General features: G+C 38.5%; 19 protein-coding genes. 14 read left to right on the top strand and 5 right to left on the bottom strand.

All coding sequences use genetic code 11. The features are described from left to right. Positions 1-137: 137 nt before the first annotated feature. Positions 138-2,231 carry a lytic transglycosylase domain-containing protein gene (locus ACFIM8_RS01790; RefSeq protein ID WP_375606312.1) on the bottom strand — a complete coding sequence of 698 codons (2,094 nt, stop codon included), beginning with the start codon at positions 2,229-2,231 and terminating at the stop codon, positions 138-140. Positions 2,232-2,484: 253 nt separating this feature from the next. On the opposite strand from ACFIM8_RS01790, the gene dapA reads away from it, so the two are divergent. Beyond that, positions 2,485-3,369, top strand: coding sequence for a 4-hydroxy-tetrahydrodipicolinate synthase (gene dapA / locus ACFIM8_RS01785; protein ID WP_375606311.1), 885 nt, complete (start codon positions 2,485-2,487; stop codon positions 3,367-3,369). Between the two features lie 18 nt (positions 3,370-3,387). Next, positions 3,388-3,864 carry an SsrA-binding protein SmpB gene (smpB, locus tag ACFIM8_RS01780; protein ID WP_012231306.1) on the top strand — a complete coding sequence of 159 codons (477 nt, stop codon included), beginning with the start codon at positions 3,388-3,390 and terminating at the stop codon, positions 3,862-3,864. A gap of 48 nt (positions 3,865-3,912) precedes the next feature. Here the strand turns inward: smpB and ACFIM8_RS01775 are convergent, their stop codons facing one another. After that, entirely contained in the window at positions 3,913-4,581 is a 669-nt protein-coding gene (locus ACFIM8_RS01775) for a uracil-DNA glycosylase (protein WP_375606474.1), read from the bottom strand. Between the two features lie 569 nt (positions 4,582-5,150). Between ACFIM8_RS01775 and rpoZ the strand changes: the two genes are divergently transcribed. The 11 genes from rpoZ (at position 5,151) to panB (ending at position 14,543) form a co-directional block, all read left to right on the top strand. Next, positions 5,151-5,549, top strand: a complete 399-nt coding sequence (rpoZ, locus tag ACFIM8_RS01770) for a DNA-directed RNA polymerase subunit omega (protein ID WP_273791104.1) — start codon at positions 5,151-5,153, stop codon at positions 5,547-5,549. 127 nt (positions 5,550-5,676) lie between these two features. Beyond that, positions 5,677-7,899 (top strand): RelA/SpoT family protein, encoded by a 2,223-nt coding sequence (locus ACFIM8_RS01765; RefSeq protein ID WP_375606310.1) that lies wholly within the window; start codon positions 5,677-5,679, stop codon positions 7,897-7,899. 16 nt (positions 7,900-7,915) lie between these two features. Next, the gene (pyrE, locus tag ACFIM8_RS01760) at positions 7,916-8,494 is read left to right on the top strand and encodes an orotate phosphoribosyltransferase (protein ID WP_375606473.1); all 579 of its coding nucleotides are present in this window, start codon (positions 7,916-7,918) and stop codon (positions 8,492-8,494) included. Between the two features lie 91 nt (positions 8,495-8,585). After that, positions 8,586-9,176, top strand: coding sequence for a DUF2062 domain-containing protein (locus ACFIM8_RS01755; protein ID WP_375606309.1), 591 nt, complete (start codon positions 8,586-8,588; stop codon positions 9,174-9,176). Between the two features lie 20 nt (positions 9,177-9,196). Beyond that, entirely contained in the window at positions 9,197-9,598 is a 402-nt protein-coding gene (acpS, locus tag ACFIM8_RS01750; RefSeq protein ID WP_375614397.1) for a holo-ACP synthase, read from the top strand. A 78-nt stretch (positions 9,599-9,676) separates the two neighbouring features. Further along, positions 9,677-10,489, top strand: a complete 813-nt coding sequence (lepB, locus tag ACFIM8_RS01745; RefSeq protein ID WP_375606307.1) for a signal peptidase I — start codon at positions 9,677-9,679, stop codon at positions 10,487-10,489. Continuing rightward, complete coding sequence (rnc, locus tag ACFIM8_RS01740; RefSeq protein ID WP_375606306.1) at positions 10,470-11,177, top strand: ribonuclease III; 708 nt, start codon at positions 10,470-10,472, stop codon at positions 11,175-11,177. The genes lepB and rnc overlap by 20 nt, the downstream gene beginning before the upstream one ends. Then, positions 11,170-12,075: a GTPase Era gene (era, locus tag ACFIM8_RS01735; RefSeq protein WP_012754937.1), complete on the top strand. Its 906-nt coding sequence runs from the start codon at positions 11,170-11,172 to the stop codon at positions 12,073-12,075. The genes rnc and era overlap by 8 nt, the downstream gene beginning before the upstream one ends. A 25-nt stretch (positions 12,076-12,100) precedes the next feature. Beyond that, entirely contained in the window at positions 12,101-12,847 is a 747-nt protein-coding gene (gene recO, locus ACFIM8_RS01730) for a DNA repair protein RecO (RefSeq protein ID WP_375610149.1), read from the top strand. Positions 12,848-12,870: 23 nt separating this feature from the next. Continuing rightward, positions 12,871-13,731, top strand: coding sequence for a pantoate--beta-alanine ligase (gene panC, locus ACFIM8_RS01725; RefSeq protein ID WP_375606304.1), 861 nt, complete (start codon positions 12,871-12,873; stop codon positions 13,729-13,731). Next, positions 13,728-14,543 (top strand): 3-methyl-2-oxobutanoate hydroxymethyltransferase, encoded by an 816-nt coding sequence (gene panB / locus ACFIM8_RS01720; protein WP_375606303.1) that lies wholly within the window; start codon positions 13,728-13,730, stop codon positions 14,541-14,543. The genes panC and panB overlap by 4 nt, the downstream gene beginning before the upstream one ends. Before the next feature lie 591 nt (positions 14,544-15,134). Here the strand turns inward: panB and ACFIM8_RS01715 are convergent. Both ACFIM8_RS01715 and ACFIM8_RS01710 read right to left on the bottom strand, forming a co-directional pair. Further along, a complete protein-coding gene (locus tag ACFIM8_RS01715; RefSeq protein WP_375606302.1) occupies positions 15,135-15,752 on the bottom strand; it encodes a YfbR-like 5'-deoxynucleotidase in 618 nt (205 codons plus the stop codon). Next, positions 15,745-16,617 (bottom strand): YgfZ/GcvT domain-containing protein, encoded by an 873-nt coding sequence (locus tag ACFIM8_RS01710; RefSeq protein ID WP_375614396.1) that lies wholly within the window; start codon positions 16,615-16,617, stop codon positions 15,745-15,747. Before ACFIM8_RS01710 ends, ACFIM8_RS01715 begins: the two co-directional genes overlap by 8 nt. A 64-nt stretch (positions 16,618-16,681) precedes the next feature. On the opposite strand from ACFIM8_RS01710, the gene ACFIM8_RS01705 reads away from it, so the two are divergent. Beyond that, positions 16,682-18,010 carry a dihydroorotase gene (locus tag ACFIM8_RS01705; RefSeq protein WP_375606300.1) on the top strand — a complete coding sequence of 443 codons (1,329 nt, stop codon included), beginning with the start codon at positions 16,682-16,684 and terminating at the stop codon, positions 18,008-18,010. Between the two features lie 419 nt (positions 18,011-18,429). Here the strand turns inward: ACFIM8_RS01705 and ACFIM8_RS01700 are convergent, their stop codons facing one another. Continuing rightward, entirely contained in the window at positions 18,430-18,798 is a 369-nt protein-coding gene (locus tag ACFIM8_RS01700) for a TIGR02301 family protein (RefSeq protein ID WP_375606299.1), read from the bottom strand. Positions 18,799-18,991 lie beyond the last annotated feature (193 nt).

The following is an 18,991-nucleotide window of genomic DNA, read 5'->3' as shown; positions in this document are numbered from 1 at the left end:
CGAATTTATGAATACTGAATCAATTAAAATTACTTTCTTATACGTCCTAAGAAGGTTGGTATGTGGGTACTATTTAAAAAGGAATAAAAACACTTCTTATGAACCCTTTCAAATGCTACTTGGGAAGTTCAGGCATATTATTTCCGTCGACCAGAAAGCAAGTCGGTTTTTATATCTATTTTCCCAGTGAGTCTCGCTTTGTAAACACCGTAATTTTCCATGACACACATCACGTAATTCCGTGTTTCTGTATAAGGGATACGTTCAATCCAATCGATGACGTTATCGAGAGGTTGTCCTCGAGGATCGCCATAGCGCTTGATCCATTCATTGACACGGCGGGGGCCTGCATTATAGCCAATAAGAGTTAGTATATAGGATCCATTAAAACGTTCCAATTGTTCATTGAGAAAATGGGTGCCTAATGTCACATTATAACGCGCATCACTGCTAAATCTTTTAGGAGACCATGCGATTGAGTATTTTTTTGCTAGTGCTTCTGCAGTTGTAGGAAGCAATTGGAGTATCCCTTGTGCACCTGCTTGTGATATGGCTGTTGGATTAAATTCGCTTTCTTTGTGTGCAATGGCATAGATAAGCGATTTTTCTTCTACAGAAATATGAGCAGAGTCTGGTATAGCTCCCAGAGGATGAGAGAGTGCTCCGACATTTTTTCCTAGGAAAGCAGCCATTTTTCCGATTCTGAGGCTGGTATAATAGTCACCATTTTTTTCTGCCATAACAGCCAGAAGAGCTAATTCACCGGGGCTTTCTATTTTTTTTCCGAGTTCTCTATAAAAAACTTTAGCAAACTCAGCATATCCAGCTTCTTCAAGACGTTGAATTGCTTTGATCGCTTTTCGTGCACTAAAATGTTGTCGCTCAGCGATTGTTGGTTTAGGAAAAGAGATATTAAATTTTTTTTGGTTGAGTCGCGCAGCGGCTAATTGACCATAATACGTTGCGCCAAAATGAGCGGCGCGATGAAAGTACAGCTGGGCATTTTTATGTTCTCCTAGCGTTTCTGCTGTTCGTCCCATCCAGTAATATCCACGTGATGCAGCAAAAGGTAAAGAGGAGAGTTGAGGAATGCGTGAAAAATGTTGCATTGCCAACTTAGGGTTATGAAGAAACCGTAGTGCATACCATCCTGCGTGAAATTCAGCATCGACGGCTAATGCAGATGTCATACCGGTGTGCCTTGCAACGAGTTGATAAGCTATTTGGGGTTTGTTTAAATCAAGCATTTCACGAGAAAGGGCGCGTTGCTCTTTCCACAATGATTGAGGGTTCATAAGATGGAATGCATCTTGTGATGTTTTCATCATGAGTGTTGCGGCTGCATCATATTGTTCTGTTCGCCGCAGATGGCGCATTCGAGCAAACTGGAAGAGAGGATCTTTTTTCCATACTCTTTCTAAAGCTTTTAATTTTTGTGTTGCGCTAGGATCATTTTTTTCAACCGCCACAAAAGCATCAAAAAGAGATTGAGCATGGGCTAATTTTGCAACGCGTGCCGCTGAATCAAAACGATGTGCATACAACATAAACTGCATGCGTTTTAAATGATCAATAGGTTTTAAGGCAGCACTTGCATTTTTAAGAACAAATACTTCTTCTTGTGCATTAAGCCGTGTTTTATGCCACCATGGTGCAATAATGTGTTGAGCACGGGTGATTTGTCCCGTTGTAATGAGTGCTTTAGCAAAGAGAGCCATGCCTTGTGCTGTAAGGGGGGGATGATGAGAAAATTTTTGGATAATGGCGTGTGTGATATTGGTTTCGTTAAGAAAAGCACGTTCAGCATTGCGTTGCATCGTTTCTATACCAGGCCATCCTTTTAGCATGTTAATTGCATTAGATATTTCAGAGCTTGGTATATTATTTTGCTTTGATAGTCCTAGCGCCCATGTCAAAATATAACGATCAAGGCTATGTTTTTCCATTGAATTACGAAGATTTATTGTTTTTGCAATATTGTTGTTTGCTAGTGCATCTAATCCAGCTTTTAGTTGTTTGAGTGTCGCAGTATTGTGCGATGTCGTGTGTCTCTGTTGAAGAGGTTCTTGAGCTTCTTGTTTTATGGCAATGGGGGTAGGACGTGTCGAAGGGATTGGTACTTTCCCATGTAAAAGCGGTGTTTGTGCAAGTGCACTTGAAAATAAAATTCTTATTGCCAGTATAAGTGCAGTAAAGGTTGATACGAAAAGAGAGGTGGAAAATACACGCATAGAGAAAAGACCTTGAGACCTTGCTTTTTGTAAAAAAAACTTAAGGTTTTTTAGAACACAAGCGTGAAAAACGCGTTAATATAGACGGTTTGTTTTAAAGAAATGTTCAACATTTAAGGAGGTCCATTTTCATCTTATGAGGGCTTTTTTTGAAATTCATCTTGCTTCAATGATAGAGCAAGATTATGCTCTATTTAAAATTTATAAAAGGCGATTATAAAAAAATAAAAGCAAACATTATAGGGAGTTTATCATGCTCAAGGGAGCTATAACTGCGCTTATCACCCCGTTTGATAACAAGGGCGCAATTGATGAGAAGGCATTTTGTGATTTTGTTGAATGGCAGATTACACAAGGGATTAATGGTGTAAGCCCTGTTGGGACAACAGGTGAATCAGCAACTTTAAGTCATGAAGAACATAGGCGAATTATAGAATTGTGTGTCAAGCAGGTCGCAAAGCGTGTTCCTGTTATTGCGGGAGCGGGATCAAATAGCACAAGTGAGGCTATAGAGCTTGCACAATATGCAGAAAAGGCTGGTGCAGATGCAGTTTTGGTTGTCACTCCTTATTACAACAAACCAAATCAATCTGGTTTATACAAGCATTTTTCTTCTATTGCCAAAGCTGTTTCTATTCCGATTATAATTTATAATATCCCTGGTCGTTCTATTATCGATATGGCCGTGGAAACGATGAGAGATCTTTATCAAGATTTTAAAAATATTGTTGGTGTTAAGGATGCGACGAGCAGAATTGAGCGCGTTAGTGAGCAACGTGAAAAGTGTGGCAAGGATTTTATGCAGCTTTCCGGTGATGATTGTACAGCGTTAGGATTTAATGCACATGGAGGTATGGGGTGTATTTCGGTTTCCTCGAATGTTGCTCCAAAGCTTTGTGCAGAGCTTCAAGCTGCGTGTTTTCGTGGTGATTATAAAACAGCACGAGAATTAAATGATCGCCTCATGCCTCTCAATCGTGCTGTGTTTATTGAACCTAGCCCAGCAGGGATTAAATATGCTGCTACAAAATTGGGGCTTTGTGGTGAGACTGTACGTTCTCCGATTGTTCCATTAACAGAGAGCACAAAGAAGGTTATTGATGTAGCCCTCAGCCATGCTGGTCTTTTAAAAGCATAAAATGATATTGAAAAAGTCATGAATAAAAAAAAGAACGCGCCCGTACGGAAAATAATTGCTGACAATCGTAAAGCACGTTTTAATTTTGAAATCCTTAATAATCTCGAGGCTGGTCTTGTCCTTCAGGGAGCGGAAGTGAAGTCCTTACGTTCCAATCATGCTAATATTGCTGAAAGCTATGCGAGTTTTGAGAATGGGGAATTATGGTTAGTAAACAGCTATATTCCTGAATATACGCAGGCTAATCGTTTTAATCATGAACCACGACGTTTGCGCAAATTATTACTTTCAAAACGTGAGATGGCACGTTTTTTTAATGCAACGTCTCGTGAAGGAATGACACTTGTTCCTCTCAAACTTTATTTTAATGAACGAGGGCGCGTTAAGTTGGAGATCGCTCTAGCGCGAGGGAAAAAGCTTCATGATAAGCGCGAAACGGAAAAAAAACGCGATTGGGGACGTGAAAAAGCAAGACTTTTAAAAAGATATGGATGACGGATGCGATTTAGATATCCTTTATTTATAGCGCTATTTAAAACAGTTTTAGCATTGATCTAAGTATGTTTTTACTGCTTGAAAAATTTGGTGAAACATAGCGTCTGTTAAGCGGCCAGTATTCGTATTATAACGAGAACAGTGATAGCTTGAAAAGATGCGTAATCTACCGATATTATTGATTTCGCCATGTCCAAAAGGGTGAGCTAAAACTTTTGCATTAAGGGCACGTATTGTTGAATGGTGCGCAATGGTACCTAAGGTAATAACGGCTTTAAGTTTGGGAAGATTTGTTAAAAGAGGAGAGAAGAAATAGCGGCACGTGTTAATTTCTGCACCGGTGGGTTTATTTTCTGGTGGAACACAACGAACAGAGTTAACAATTGCTGCATCAATAAGTTCAAGAGTATCGTCTGCTCTTTCTTCAAAGGTTCCTTGGGCAAAACCAAACTTTTTTAAAGTTGAATAAAGTAAGTGCCCAGCATAATCACCAGTAAATGGACGTCCAGTTCGATTTGCTCCGCGTAATCCAGGGGCAAGCCCAACAATAAGAAGGCGTGTTGTGTCTGGCCCTTTATAAGGAAAGAATGGGCGCACCGGTGCATTATACCAACTTGGTTCTTTTACACGCCAGCCAGCGATAAATTGATGAAGCCTAGGACATAAATTGCAATTTGGGGGTGGTTCTGGGCAAAGCGATGTTAATTGGCTATTCATGGTGTTAGGCATTAATCGTTTTTCTATTTTTTTGAGTCTTTTATAGCGTATATGACGGGTTATGGTTTGATAAACAATCTATAATGAATATAAATAAACTTTTTTAGAAGAAAGTTTAATATAAACTTATTGCTCATTATTGTGTAAGGATAGGTCATCTTTCAGTAATTTATTCGATGAATAAGAGTGCAATACACATGATGTTCAAAGAAAAAAGTTCTCTCTTTAGATAAAGATATTATCATAAAAAGTATGTATAAGGCTGCTGTTATTGCAAAGGGTTTAAACAGCAGGTATTCCTTTTAAAAGGATAAGGACTCCAGACAAGTATTCTGTCAAGAAAGATCTCCTTTTGTTTGAAGTCAATCTATTGGAATGCTTTTAAAAGAAATTTTGATAACGAGCATGAATAGGTTATACATTTTTATAAATTTTCCAAGATTTTTTTTAAATAAGTTCTTTAATTAAAAAATATAAAAGTTTGTGTTGTTTTTCTTGTGTTTTATTTTGATTATTGTATATACTACTTTATCCGCTATTAAATTTTTTTATTTGAGAAAGAGGCATAAATGGCCCGCGTAACGGTAGAAGATTGTATTGATAAAGTTGACAACCGCTTTGAGTTGGTACTTTTAGCAGGTCATCGGGCGCGTCAGATTTCACAAGGAGCGCAGATTACGGTTGATCGCGATAATGATAAAAATCCAGTTGTTGCTTTACGTGAAATAGCAGAAGAAACATTGTCGCCTGCTGATTTAAAGGAAGACCTTATTCATTCGCTGCAAAAACATGTGGAAGTAGATGAGCCAGAAATGGCAAGTGAATTTATTACCCATTCAGGTGAAGCTGAAAGTGTTTTTAATACGTCGTCGCAAGAAGAAGGTACTTCATTTGATCATATGTCAGAAGAAGAGCTTTTAGCGGGTATTGAAGGTTTGGTTGTTCCAGAAAAAAGTGACGATTACTAATTGCAGCAATTTATGTTACAGGAGTAAAGATACCTTGTCATGTAAGGAGCAATTATTTTTCTTGTCTTTTTTGATAGGACATGTTCAATAAAGATTAGAGGTGTGAAAAGATAAAGGATATGCTCGTATGATGCGTCAGTGTGAGCTTGTTGGACGTGTTCAACGTTACAAGTCTGACGTAGATGAGGCTCTTTTAAACAGGGCCTATGATTATGCAATGAAAAAGCATGCACATCAAAAGCGTGCATCAGGTGATCTTTATTTTTCTCATCCTTTAGAAGTTGCTGCTATTTTGACAGATATGCGGTTGGACGAGGCAACGATTGCTGTTGCTCTTTTGCATGATACAATTGAAGATACAAGCGCTACACGAGCAGAAATTGATCAGATTTTTGGTTCTGAAATTGGAAAGTTGGTTGAAGGGCTTACAAAGCTTAATAAGCTTGATCTTGTATCAAAGAAAGCCGTACAAGCAGAAAATCTTCGTAAACTTCTTATTGCTATTTCTGATGATGTTCGTGTTCTTTTAGTCAAACTTGCTGATCGTCTTCATAATATGCGTACCCTTGGTGTTATGCGTGATGATAAACGTCGGCGAATTGCTGAGGAGACGATGGATATCTATGCGCCACTTGCAGGCCGTATGGGTATGCAGGATATGCGTGAGGAGTTAGAGGATCTCTCTTTCTTTTATTTAAATCCAGAAGGTTATCGTACGATTACCAATCGACTTTCTGAATTATTGAAACACAACCGTGATTTGCTTTCCACAATTGAAAATGAATTGACAAAACTTTTTTTCGAGCATGGCATTAAAGCAGATGTTAAAAGCCGTCAGAAAAAATCTTATTCAGTCTTTCGCAAAATGGAAAGTAAAGCATTATCTTTTGAACAATTATCGGATATTTTTGGATTTCGTGTGATTGTTGAGTCTGTGAATGATTGTTATCGTGCTCTTGGTGTCATTCATACGACATGGCCAATGGTTCCTGGTCGTTTTAAAGATTATATCTCTATACCAAAGCAAAATGATTATCGTTCTATTCATACAACAATTGTTGGTCCTTCAAGACAACGTGTTGAGTTGCAAATTAGAACGGCTGCTATGGATGAAGTTGCTGAATATGGGGTTGCTGCTCATTCTATATATAAAGAGCACGGTTCCAATTATTCGACTGTGAAGTTATCAAGTGAAACGAATGCCTATGCATGGTTGCGTCAAACGATACAATCTTTGTCTGATGGAGATAATCCAGAAGAGTTTTTAGAACATACAAAACTTGAGCTTTTTCAAGACCAAGTTTTTTGTTTTACGCCGAAAGGTCGATTAATTGCTTTTCCTAAAGGAGCTACGCCTATTGATTTTGCTTATGCCGTCCATACAGATATCGGTGATTCTTGTGTAGGTGTAAAAATCAATGGTCGTATTATGCCTTTAATGACCAAATTAAAAAATGGTGATGAGGTTGATATTATTCGCTCACACGCTCAAATTCCGCCAGCAGCATGGGAATTTCTTGTTGTCACAGGTAAAGCACGTTCAGCTATTCGACGAGCAAGTCGTGCAGCAGTACGTAAACAATATTCGGGTTTAGGATATCGTATTCTCGAGCGTTCATTTGAATATATGGGAAAGCAATTTTCAAAAGACCTTTTGAAGAAAGTTTTGCCACGTTTAGCACGTAAAGATGTAGAGGATGTATTGGCTGCTGTTGGGCGTGGAGAGCTGTTTTCCGCTGATGTGATTAAAGCAGTTTATCCTGATTATCAAGAGCGTGTCGTACAAAAGCCCTCTTTTAAGCCTGGGGAAGAAGGGTGGTTTAATATTGAAAATGCTCAAGGGATGATTTTTAAAGTTCCAGAAAATGAAAAGGATACAATGGTTGAAAATCATCAATCTAAAGCATTACCTATTCGAGGAACTCGTGGAGATATTCCTGTACGCTTTTCACCAGAAGGAGCTGTGCCTGGAGATCGGATTGTTGGTATTATGCAGCCAGGGGCTGGAATTGTTATTTATCCAATACAATCTTCAGCTTTGATGGCGTATGATGATCAGCCAGAACGATGGATTGATGTCCGCTGGGATATTGATGCCCAAATGAATGAACGTTTTCCTGCACGGATGAATATTTTAGTTGTAAATAGTCCTGGTTCTTTGGCTGAAATTACACAAATAATTTCTGCTAACGATGCCAATATCCAAAATTTATCTTTTATCCGTACAGCACCAGATTTTACAGAAATTATGATTGATTTGGAAGTGTGGGATTTAAAACATTTGAATCGTATTTTTTCTCAGTTAAAAAAGGCAGGTTCAGTAAGTACAGTACGGCGGGTTCATGGATAAAAAGAAAGATTTTGCAATGAATACACAAGATGTCATTGATATTTTTAAACAAGCAGATGCTATTCTAGAAGGGCATTTTATTTTAACATCGGGGCGCCATAGTGCGACTTATATGCAAAAGGCGAAAGTATTCATGCATGCTAATTTGACGGAAAAGCTCTGTCGTGGATTGGCTGAAAAAATAAAAGAATCTATCAAGGAATCAATTGATTATGTCGTTGGTCCCGCAATTGGCGGTCTTATCCCTTCCTATGAGACTTCACGTCACCTTGGTGTTCCTTCTCTTTGGGTAGAGCGTGTAAATGGCATCTTTGAATTGCGTCGTTTTGAAATCAAGAAGGGTGCACGGGTTGTTATTGTTGAAGATATTGTAACAACGGGTCTTTCCATTCGAGAGACTGTTGAAGCACTTGTTGCAGCAGGAGCAGAGGTATTGGCCAGTGCATGTATCCTTGATCGTTCTGGTGGTAAGGTCAATGTTGGAGTTCCATTGATTGCGCTTGCTGAATACGAGATAACCTCTTATGCTAGTGATGCACTTCCTGCAGATCTTTCTGTTCTTCCCGCGATTAAACCAGGCAGTCGAAATATTTAATTGTCGTTCTATTTTTTGTGCAAAAGCTTAAAAAGATTAATTTGGATGATATAGATTATTTCATCATCAAAAGATGTATATTGAGAGTCATATGCTTTTTCGTCGTCGAGAACCAATAGATTTTGTAACGCGTATTCGACTTTGGTTATGGCCACGTCGTTCATTTTCTCGCTCATTTTGCTACATACATAAACGTATTTTGCGTATATCAGCAACACCGCATGAAGTAGCATTAGGGGTTGCTGTTGGCGTTTTTTTAGCGTGTTCCCCTTTCTTTGGGCTGCATATTATTTTGGCAATATTTTTTTCTTGGCTTTTGCGTGCAAACTTTGCTGCCGCAATCATTGGGACGATTTTTTCTAATCCACTCACATTTTTATTGATTGTCATGGCTGATTATAAAGTAGGGTATTTTTGTTTATCACTTTTTAGCGATGTCAAAGAGATTTCTCTTTCGCAAATTCGTGCTCTATTTAATGGTTTGACATTGTCAAATCTCTCTCTCCTCTTTAAAGGCGCATGGGACACAATTATGAGTCCTATGATTTTAGGGGGAACTCTTTTAGGTATTGTTTTTGGTGGTTTATCTTATATAGGTGTTTACAGAGCAACGGTTCGTTTTAAACAAAAGCGATATCAAAAGATTATAAAAAAAAGGCGTTTAAAGAAGCGCTCATCGTAAGAAAGATCGGGTAATATCTTATGATTATTGGTCTTGGAAATGATCTGGTTGATATACGACGTATTGAGAAAATGTTGGTTCGTTATGGTGAGCGTTTTATCCAACGGATTTTTACGGATATTGAAAGAAATAGATCTGAAAGTCTCAAAAAAAGCTCCTCTTCCTATGCAAAAAGATTTGCTGCGAAAGAAGCATGTGCTAAAGCCTTAGGAACGGGAATCGCTTGTGGTATCAATTGGAAAGACATGGGGGTAGTTAATTTGCCATCTGGTAAACCAATAATGCAATTAACAAATCGTGCGCAAATGCAACTTCAAAAGTTATTACCTCCTCATCATGATGCAGTTATTCATCTTAGCATAACAGATGATTTTCCTTGGGCACAGGCATTTATTATTATCGAAGCACTTCCACGTGGATAGATGGCGTGAGAGATTGTGCTTTTGTTATTTGAATATTATGATGAAAAAATTATATCTGTGATGAGAAGGCAGTTGGTGATGATCCCAAAAGATAAAGTGCATAAAAAAGAAAAAAAAGGTGGGCTTCTTGAATTTATTTCTGTTTTAATACAGGCTTTGCTTTTAGCAGCGTTTATTCGGACACTTTTTTTCCAGCCGTTTAGTATTCCTTCCGGTTCAATGCGTCCTACTTTGTTGGTGGGAGATTATCTGTTTGTTTCTAAGTATGCATATGGGTATTCTCGTTTTTCCATCCCCTTTTCTCCTCCTCTTTTTTCTGGACGGATTTGGGCATCTCAACCTCAACGTGGAGATGTGGTCGTTTTTCGCTTACCAAGTAATCCGAAGATTGATTATATAAAACGCGTCGTTGGGCTACCAGGTGATCGTATACAAGTCCGTCAAAGTGTCCTTTATATTAATGATGAGGCTGTTTCACGTCACTTTATGGGGGAGATTGATAATTCTGATATAACAGAAGTGAACTATCCTGTTGAGGTTTATCGCGAGACAATGCCTAACGGTGTTAGCTATGATACACTTGATTTAGCTTTCATCCCCAAAGTTGACGATACAGAAGTCTTTGAAGTTCCTCAAGGACATTATTTTATGATGGGAGATAACCGCGACAATTCAGATGATAGTCGTTTGGATGTAGGCTATGTTCCAGAAGAAAATCTTATTGGTCGCGCGAGCGTGATTTTCTTTTCTATCAGTAATGGTTCAAGTGCTTGGCAGATTTGGCGTTGGCCATTTGATGTGCGTTGGAAGCGTTTGTTTTCTTTCATAAATACGGTTCATGATTTGCCGCTTATCAAGCAAGGAAACAACGATGAAACGTCTAATGATTGATCAGCTTGTCAAGCTGACGGGACATCGTTTTAAAGATGAAGAGAGATTAAAGAAGGCATTAACACACTCGAGTGTACAAGATTCGGAACAAGGAAATTATGAACGGCTAGAATTTCTAGGGGATCGGGTTTTAGGGCTTTTGATTGCAGAAATGCTGTATCAACTTTTTCCTCAGGCAAGTGAAGGTGAATTATCAGTCCGTTTGAATCATTTGGTCAATGCACAGACATGTGCTGATATTGCGCGCGAAATGAAGCTTCCTGACATGATCCACGTTGGTTTTGAGATGAAAAATTTCGAAGAACGTCGACTCATCAATATGCATGCAGATGTCGTGGAAGCTTTAATTGCTGTGATATATCTCGATGGAGGATTGGAAAGCGTTCGCCCTTTTATTCAAAAATATTGGCAAAGTCGGGCAAAGAAAATGGATGCTGGTCGACGTGATGCCAAGACAGAATTACAGGAATGGGCGCATATCCAAGGCAATGCACAACCACATTATCAGGTTATAAAACGTTCAGGTCCAGATCACGATCCTGTTTTTATGGTAGAGGTAAATATTGCTGGTTTTGCTTCAGAGATTGGGCAGGGAAGCTCCAAAAGATATGCTGAAAGAATGGCAGCTGAAAAAATTTTGCGACGAGAGGGTGTATGGAAAACAGTGGGAAAAAATGATCATGAGTGACGTTATGAAAACGCGTTCTGGATTTGTTGTGCTTATTGGGATGCCTAATGCCGGTAAATCGACACTGGTTAATCAATTGGTTGGAACAAAGGTTTCAATTGTAACACATAAAGTACAAACAACACGAACTTTAATCCGCGGTATTGTCATTCATGATGATGTGCAAATTGTGTTGGTCGATACACCGGGTGTTTTTCGTCCCCATAAGCGCTTAGAACGAGCCATGGTCTCTGCTGCTTGGGGAGGGGCTAAGAGCGCTGATGTTCTGCTTGTTTTAATTGACGCTCAAAGTGGTCTTTCGGATGAAGTTGATATGATGTTAGATATTGTGAACAATATGAAACAAGAAAAAGTTCTTGTTCTTAATAAGGTTGATACAGTTGTTAAATCATCTCTTCTAGCGTTAACCACTAAAATAAATGAACGTGTAAAGTTTGCGCAAACATTTATGATTTCTGCTCTAAACGGTTCTGGTTGCAAGGATTTACTTCATGCGCTGAGTAACATGATGCAGGAAGGGCCATGGTATTATCCAGAAGATCAAATTTCTGATATGCCCATGCGTCATCTTGCTGCTGAAATTACGCGTGAAAAACTTTTTCTTCGTCTTCATGATGAACTTCCTTATTCCTCAACGGTTGAAACAGAAAACTGGGAAGAGCGTTCAGATGGTTCCGTTAAAATTAATCAAGTTATTTATGTCGAGCGTGAGAGTCAGAAAAAAATTGTCTTAGGAGCAAAAGGCGATACAATTAAAGCGATTGGTCAAGCAGCACGTAAAGAACTCATGGAAATTATGGATCAAAAGGTTCATCTTTTTCTCTTTGTGAAAGTGCGCGATAATTGGGATACCGATCCAGAACGTTATCGTGAAATGGGATTGGATTTTTTAAAATAAGATTTTTAAAAATAATTAAAGTAAAATGAAGTGGAAAGAACAAGCCGTTATACTTGGTACACGCCAATATGGTGAAACAAGTGTTATTCTTGAGATTATGACACGTGAACATGGTCGTTATATGGGAGTGGTAAAAGGGGGGCGCTCGCGTCGCATGGCTGCTCTTCTTCAACCTGGAAATTTTGTGGAGGCTGAATGGTGGGCTCGTTTAGACGAACATTTGGGACTTTTTCGGCTTGAAGCTCTTGATTTACATGCGGCACGATTAATCTGTCTACCAGAAGCACTTTATGCTTTGCAATTGATAGCTTTTCATTTGCGGCTTCTTCCCGAACGTGATCCGCACCCCATTTTATATGATATTTTACACCTTTTTATGCAGAATTTTGATGAACCATTTATCAATGCAGAATTGCTTGTACGTTTTGAAATGCGGCTTCTTGAAGAACTTGGTTTTGGTCTTGATTTATCTTGTTGTGCTGCAACAGGTCGTCAGGAAAGGCTTCATTACGTATCACCAAAATCTGGTCGGGCTGTCTGTGAAGAAGCAGGAGAACCTTGGAAAAAAAAGCTTCTCATTCTACCACAATTTCTTGTACAAAGAATGACTCGTCCTGCTGATTTTAGTGACATAATAAATGGTTTTATACTGACGGGTTTTTTTCTTATGCGTCATGTCTGGGAGCCACGAGATATAAAGCAGCCGTCAGTGCGCATGAATTTGATACAATTGTTTGAGCGCCAATTTGGTGTACAGGCATTAATTTGTTGATCTGATGATAATTGAATGGGAAAATGAGAATTTTAAAGACAATTGCTGAGGTTCGCCAATATACTTCAGAGGAACGACGTTTAGGTTTTTCGATTGGTTTTGTTCCAACAATGGGGGCATTGCATGATGGTCATCTTGCATTAGTACAGTATGCAAGAGCAATGTGTGATCGCGTAGTGGTTTCTATTTTTGTCAATCCAAAGCAATTTGGACCTCATGAAGATTTTTCTCAATATCCAAGAGATTTGAAGGGCGATTGTGCTTTGTTAAAAGAAGCAGGTGTTGAATGTGTTTTTGCTCCTTCTGTCGATGAAATGTGGCCACTGGGAAATGAGACAATTGTGAAGGTGGAAAAATTATCACGTATTTTGATAGGAAAATTACGTCCAGGGCATTTTTGTGGTGTAACGAGTGTTGTTGCTAAGCTTTTTAACATTGTCCAACCAGATAAGGCTTTTTTTGGGGAAAAGGATTTTCAACAAATTTTAATTATTCGGCGTATGGTTGAAGATTTGGCTTTTCCTATTGAGATTGTTGGAGTTCCTATTTTACGTGAAGCAGATGGAGTTGCGCACTCTTCACGCAATCAGTTTTTAACATTAGAAGATCGTAAAGCTGCCAAAATTATTCCTAAAAGTGGAAAAGCTGCTGAAAAGCTTTACCATGAAGGTGAACGGTCGGTTGATAAATTATGCAAAACTGTTCGTGATATTTTACAACAAGAAACGCGTGCAATCATTGAAGCAATAGATTTACGGGATATGGAAACTTTATGCGTGATCAAAGGAACATTGAATAAACCGGCGGTTTTACTCCTTACTGTCCGCTTTGGTGAGGTAAGACTTATTGATCAATATATATTGCAAGAGAAGGGTGGAAAATGAGTGTACATAAAACCGTAAAGCGTATGACATCTTCCGAAATACGTGCAAGAAAGGGACAACAGCCAATTGTTTCTTTAACAGCTTATCAAGCTTATACTGCGCGGATTGCTGATCCATATTGCGATATCCTTTTGGTTGGTGATAGCGTTGGGATGGTTGTGTATGGGTTTGAGACAACGCTTCCTGTTAATTTAGATATGATGATTTCACACGGGAAAGCCGTGGTGCGTGGATCTCAAAAAGCTCTTGTTGTTATTGATATGCCTTTTGGGTCTTATGAGGAAAGTCCAGAGCAAGCTTTTTTAAATGCATCGCGCATTCTTGCACAAACGGGGTGTGGTGCAGTTAAGCTTGAAGGTGGCGTTTATATAGCCGAAACAATAGATTTTTTGTGTAAACGTGGCATTCCAGTGATGGGGCATATCGGTCTTACACCCCAAGCAATGAATCGTTTTGGTGGTTTTAAAACACAAGGACGCAAGGAGAATGATTGGCAAAGAATTGAAGCAGATGGAGCAGCGATTGAAGAGGCTGGTGCTTTTGCTGTTGTTTTAGAAGCAATGGTTGAACCTTTAGCGGTGAAACTGACAGATAAACTTTCTATCCCTACGATTGGTATAGGGGCGTCCAATCAATGTGATGGGCAAGTATTGGTTATGGAAGATATGTTAGGTTATGGTGCCCATGTGCCAAAATTTGTTCGTCGTTATGGAAATCTTGAACAAGCCATGGAAATTGCAATCAAGAATTATGCAGAGGATGTTACCTCCCGTGCTTTTCCAGCGGATAATGAGGTTTATAAACTAAAATAAATTTCAGTTTAAGATCAGCAGTTTGAAAAGAGAACATTTGTTGTTTTGATAATGAATGTCATTATTTCATGTATTTTGTATGCAATTTGAACTGTGATTTTTTCCATTTCTTTAATGAAGTCATGTTCCTCATGCAAAACAGAGCGCCATTGGGTCGCTAATTCAGGTGTTTTTTTAAAGAAAGCTTTCTAAGGCACCCAATCCTATTTCGCGACGGCGTTCGTGAATAGTATAGTGGTAACTCCCTTATGAAATGTATAAAATTTATAGAGCACTTCCGTCTTTACGCTTCATAAGAGAGCAAGCCGGTATCATCACACACTTTTCCAATTTTCAATGCTGCGACAGCGCTTAGCACTTGAGATGGTTCATAAGAAGCATTTTAACTCTTTCTTTAAAAAATTTTACTCACACGCCAGCCCCGCTTGTGGTGTGCAAGAGAATGATTTTGATTGATCCAATATAAACAGATTTGAAATGAGTGAAGCTTACGATATTAGGAGCTCTCATTCAAAATGAAAAAACAATGAATTATTATTATAAGTCAGTGTGATGAGTCTGTAATGACAAGGAATCAACAATGCGAAGGGGCTATAATCTTTGGACATCCAAGTCATTAAAGCGCGTTAAAAATGCGTTTTCAATGTGTTGGGTAGAATAGGAGGATAAATTCAGATCATCGGGTAAAATATTATTGGGAGAGCCAAAATAGCGAAGGGCTTCTTCTGTATTAAATCCAGCAAGCGTAATCGATTCATAATATGCAGCGATACGGTCGGCTTGTTTAATTTTTTTTAAAAGTTTTTGAGAAAGATCAACGGGAAGAGAAAAGCGCATGTGGATAGCATCTTGGATGCGCTTTTCAACGCGTTCATATTGTTTTCCTATGACAGCTTTAAAAGGGGAAATCATATCGCCGATGACATATTCTGGAGCATCATGAAGAAGGGCATAAAGACATTCATTGCTTCCCGATTGTGGAAAAAGTTTTTGAAATATTTGTTCAACCAAAAGTGAGTGTTGTGCAACAGAATAGGCGTGTTCTCCTCGTGTTTGACCGTTCCAACGTGCTACACGAGCAAGTCCATGGGCAATATCTTCAATTTCAACATCAAAAGGAGAAGGGTTGAGAAGATCAAGTCGCCTTCCAGAAAGCATTCTTTGCCAAGCACGTGCTTCTCCATTTTTTAATAATTCAGCTTTAGCCATGCGTATTTTCTACAGTATTTTCAGGAAAGGTAAAATTCATATTTTCAGCAATACTTATGGTGATAGGAATGTTTTTTACAGTAAAGGGGATGTTATGATCCATAGCATCTTTTACGTGGTCAATACGCAGTAAAGCAAGAGCTTCATTGTCTACACATGTTCCCAAGGATCCAAATACTTTTGTTCCTGCTTCAATGCTAGATTGAGGGGACAATTCATGCTGGCCTTTTACAATTAAAATACGGCGACGTGCTGCTTGGCGGTGGTGCATTCGTGAAACAACTTCTTGTCCAATATAACACCCTTTGTTGAATGCAAGTCCATTTATTTGATCGTAATTAATATCATGAGGAAAGACTTTACCAACTTCATAATCTTGACCACTTTCTGCAATTGCATAACGGATACGCAATTGATTCCACATGTTATGATATTCTGAAGCCAAAAAAGATGTTTTGTCATAGATTCGTATTATTTTTTCTTTTTCTGGGAATCGTTTATCAACAAAACTTGAATCAAAATTTAAAGTATCTGATTCATTTTTCCAAGAAACTGTAACAACTTCTTGGAATGGTTGTGTAATTTCTATTTTTTTACGCAGTTTATAAAGCAACAGACGCTTGTAGAGTATATCAGCTAAAGGCATGATAATATCAATCAAATAACCATCTTCTTTTTTGCCAATAAGAAAATCAGCAAGAACCTTTCCTTGAGGGGATAAGAGGGCTCCAGGGAAAATTTCTTGCGGGTTGATTTTTTTTACATCTGTTGTGATAAGGGATTGCAGAAAATCTGTTGCTTCTTCGCCTGTAATTTGAATAATTGCGCGATTTTTTAAGCAAATGGCATTTTGTTTTTCAATCATGGTTCTTGCCTTTCTGCTCAAAGTTACATAATCGATAAGAGAGGAATATGTAAGGAGCGTGGCTATGTTTAAAACATTTGATACAATTTTTAAAGGTGCAACACTTGTGAATCATGATGGAAGAAGCAAGCGTGATATTGGTGTTACAAATGGCCGTATTGCTGAAATTGGCGACCTTACATGTGCATCGGCAGGTGAGGTGATTGATTGTACGGGGCTTCATATTTTACCGGGAATTATTGATAGCCAAGTACATTTTCGCGAGCCAGGTAATGAATATAAGGAGGATTTGGAAAGTGGCTCGTATTCTGCTGTGTTAGGGGGGGTGACAGCAGTTTTTGAAATGCCTAATACCAATCCATTGACAACATCAGAAGCTACATTAAGCGATAAGGTTAAACGCGCATTTCATCGAATGCATTGTGATTTTGCATTTTGGGTTGGAGGAACGCGTGAAAATGCTCATGAATTGTCTGAATTAGAAAGACTTCCTGGTGCAGCTGGAATTAAAGTCTTTATGGGGTCTTCTACGGGTGATCTTTTGGTCGATGATGATGAAAGTGTACGCCTTATTTTGAAGAATATACGCCGTCGTGCGGCTTTTCATTCTGAAGATGAGGCGAGGCTCAAAGAGCGTAAAATACTGCGTATTGAAGGGGATGCATCATCACATCCGATTTGGCGTGATGAAGTTGCGGCATTAAAATGTACGCAGCGTTTGGTAAAAATTGCTCATGAGACGAAGGCTCGGATTCATGTGTTACATCTTTCGACAGAAGAAGAAATTGATTTTCTAAAAAAACATAAGGATGTTGCAACAATTGAAGTGACACAACACCATTTGACGCTCACGGCTGATGATTATAAGCAATTTGGTACATTAATTCAGATGAATCCGCCTATTCGTGAGCCGCGCCACCGTGAAGCTCTTTGGTACGGTGTTCAACAGGGGATTATTGATGTTTTAGGCTCAGATCATGCGCCTCATACTTTGGAAGAAAAGCTTCAATCTTATCCTTCTTCACCTTCAGGAATGACAGGGGTGCAAACAACAGCAGCAATTATGTTGACACATGTGAATGCAGGAAAGATATCTCTTGAGCGTTTTGTTGATCTCACGTCGCATGGCCCTAGTCGTATTTTTGGTATAAGCTGTAAAGGACGCCTTGCTGTTGGATACGATGCTGATTTAACAATTGTTGATCTTAAGCGAGAAGAAATTATTACGAATGGCTTAATTGGTTCGCGTGCCGGTTGGACACCTTATGATGGTAAAAAGGTTAAAGGTTGGCCTGTTGGGACCATTATCCGTGGTATGCGTGTGATGTGGGAAGGTGAAATTGTTACTTCTTCACAAGGAGAGCCTGTTAAATTTATAGAAACTTTAGTGTAAACAGATTAAACTTTATAGGTTTTATTTTATTATGCCATAAAACATCGCCTTTTAGAGCGGTGATATAAGGCATGCTAGCTTCCTTGGCACATAAGTATTTTTTTAAGTGTATGGTGAATATTTTTAGACTTGTTTGTCAAGCCTTTAGTACTTTTAGTTTAAGTAATAACATGGGTGAGAAGCCAAGAAGAATCTGTTCAACAAGAACCCAGCCTATTGATAAACAAGCTCTGAGGGTGGGCAGGAAGCCAAAGAACGATTTTGTTCAGGGGAAAGATGCTCACAAGAATAAAAACGTGTCGAGGAATTATTTTTCAAAAACTTCTCTATTTTCAGAGTAGATTTACAGCTCCCCTCATTTGTGAGAGAACATGGTTGATATTGCTGAAATTGAAGAAGACACTTTTTGTATAGATTAATTATTTATAATGCATGAGGAGGTTTTCGGATAAAGTTCTTCCTTCCTCAACGTATCTTTGATTGGCTTCAATTGCTGCTTGTGTACAATGATGATAATTTTCTGAGAAAGCACGGTATGCTTCATTAAACGCTTCATAAAAATAAGCGCGTCTTTGTGGGATAGGCTTTTCTGCTTCAATCAATGCGTTCATGTAGTCATACCATTGGTTTGTTGGAGTCTCGCAAAGATTTTGAAGAGAATGCAGAGATCCCAAAATTTCCGCTAGTCGGAGTAATTTTTTCTCATAAGGTGGAGATTGTTGCGCAAAGGTTGGCATTGAACTTACAATGAATATTAAAATAATGATGTTCATCAATCTATTACGCATTATTGTTATTGTTTTCCTTGGAATAAAACTCTGTACAAATAAAATAATTGTGTCATGAAAACGATGTCAAAAAATAGGGTTAATTGTTACATTATTCTCACTTACTTATAAAATATAGGGCGTAAGAGACAGTAAGGAAACCATAATGAAATATTGAAAATACTGACGGAGTTTTTTGTAGTGAAAAATTTAA

This window comes from Bartonella sp. AC535YNZD, from assembly GCF_042196625.1.
In the GTDB taxonomy this organism is placed as follows: domain Bacteria; phylum Pseudomonadota; class Alphaproteobacteria; order Rhizobiales; family Rhizobiaceae; genus Bartonella.
This window is presented reverse-complemented; position numbering and strand designations above follow the sequence as displayed.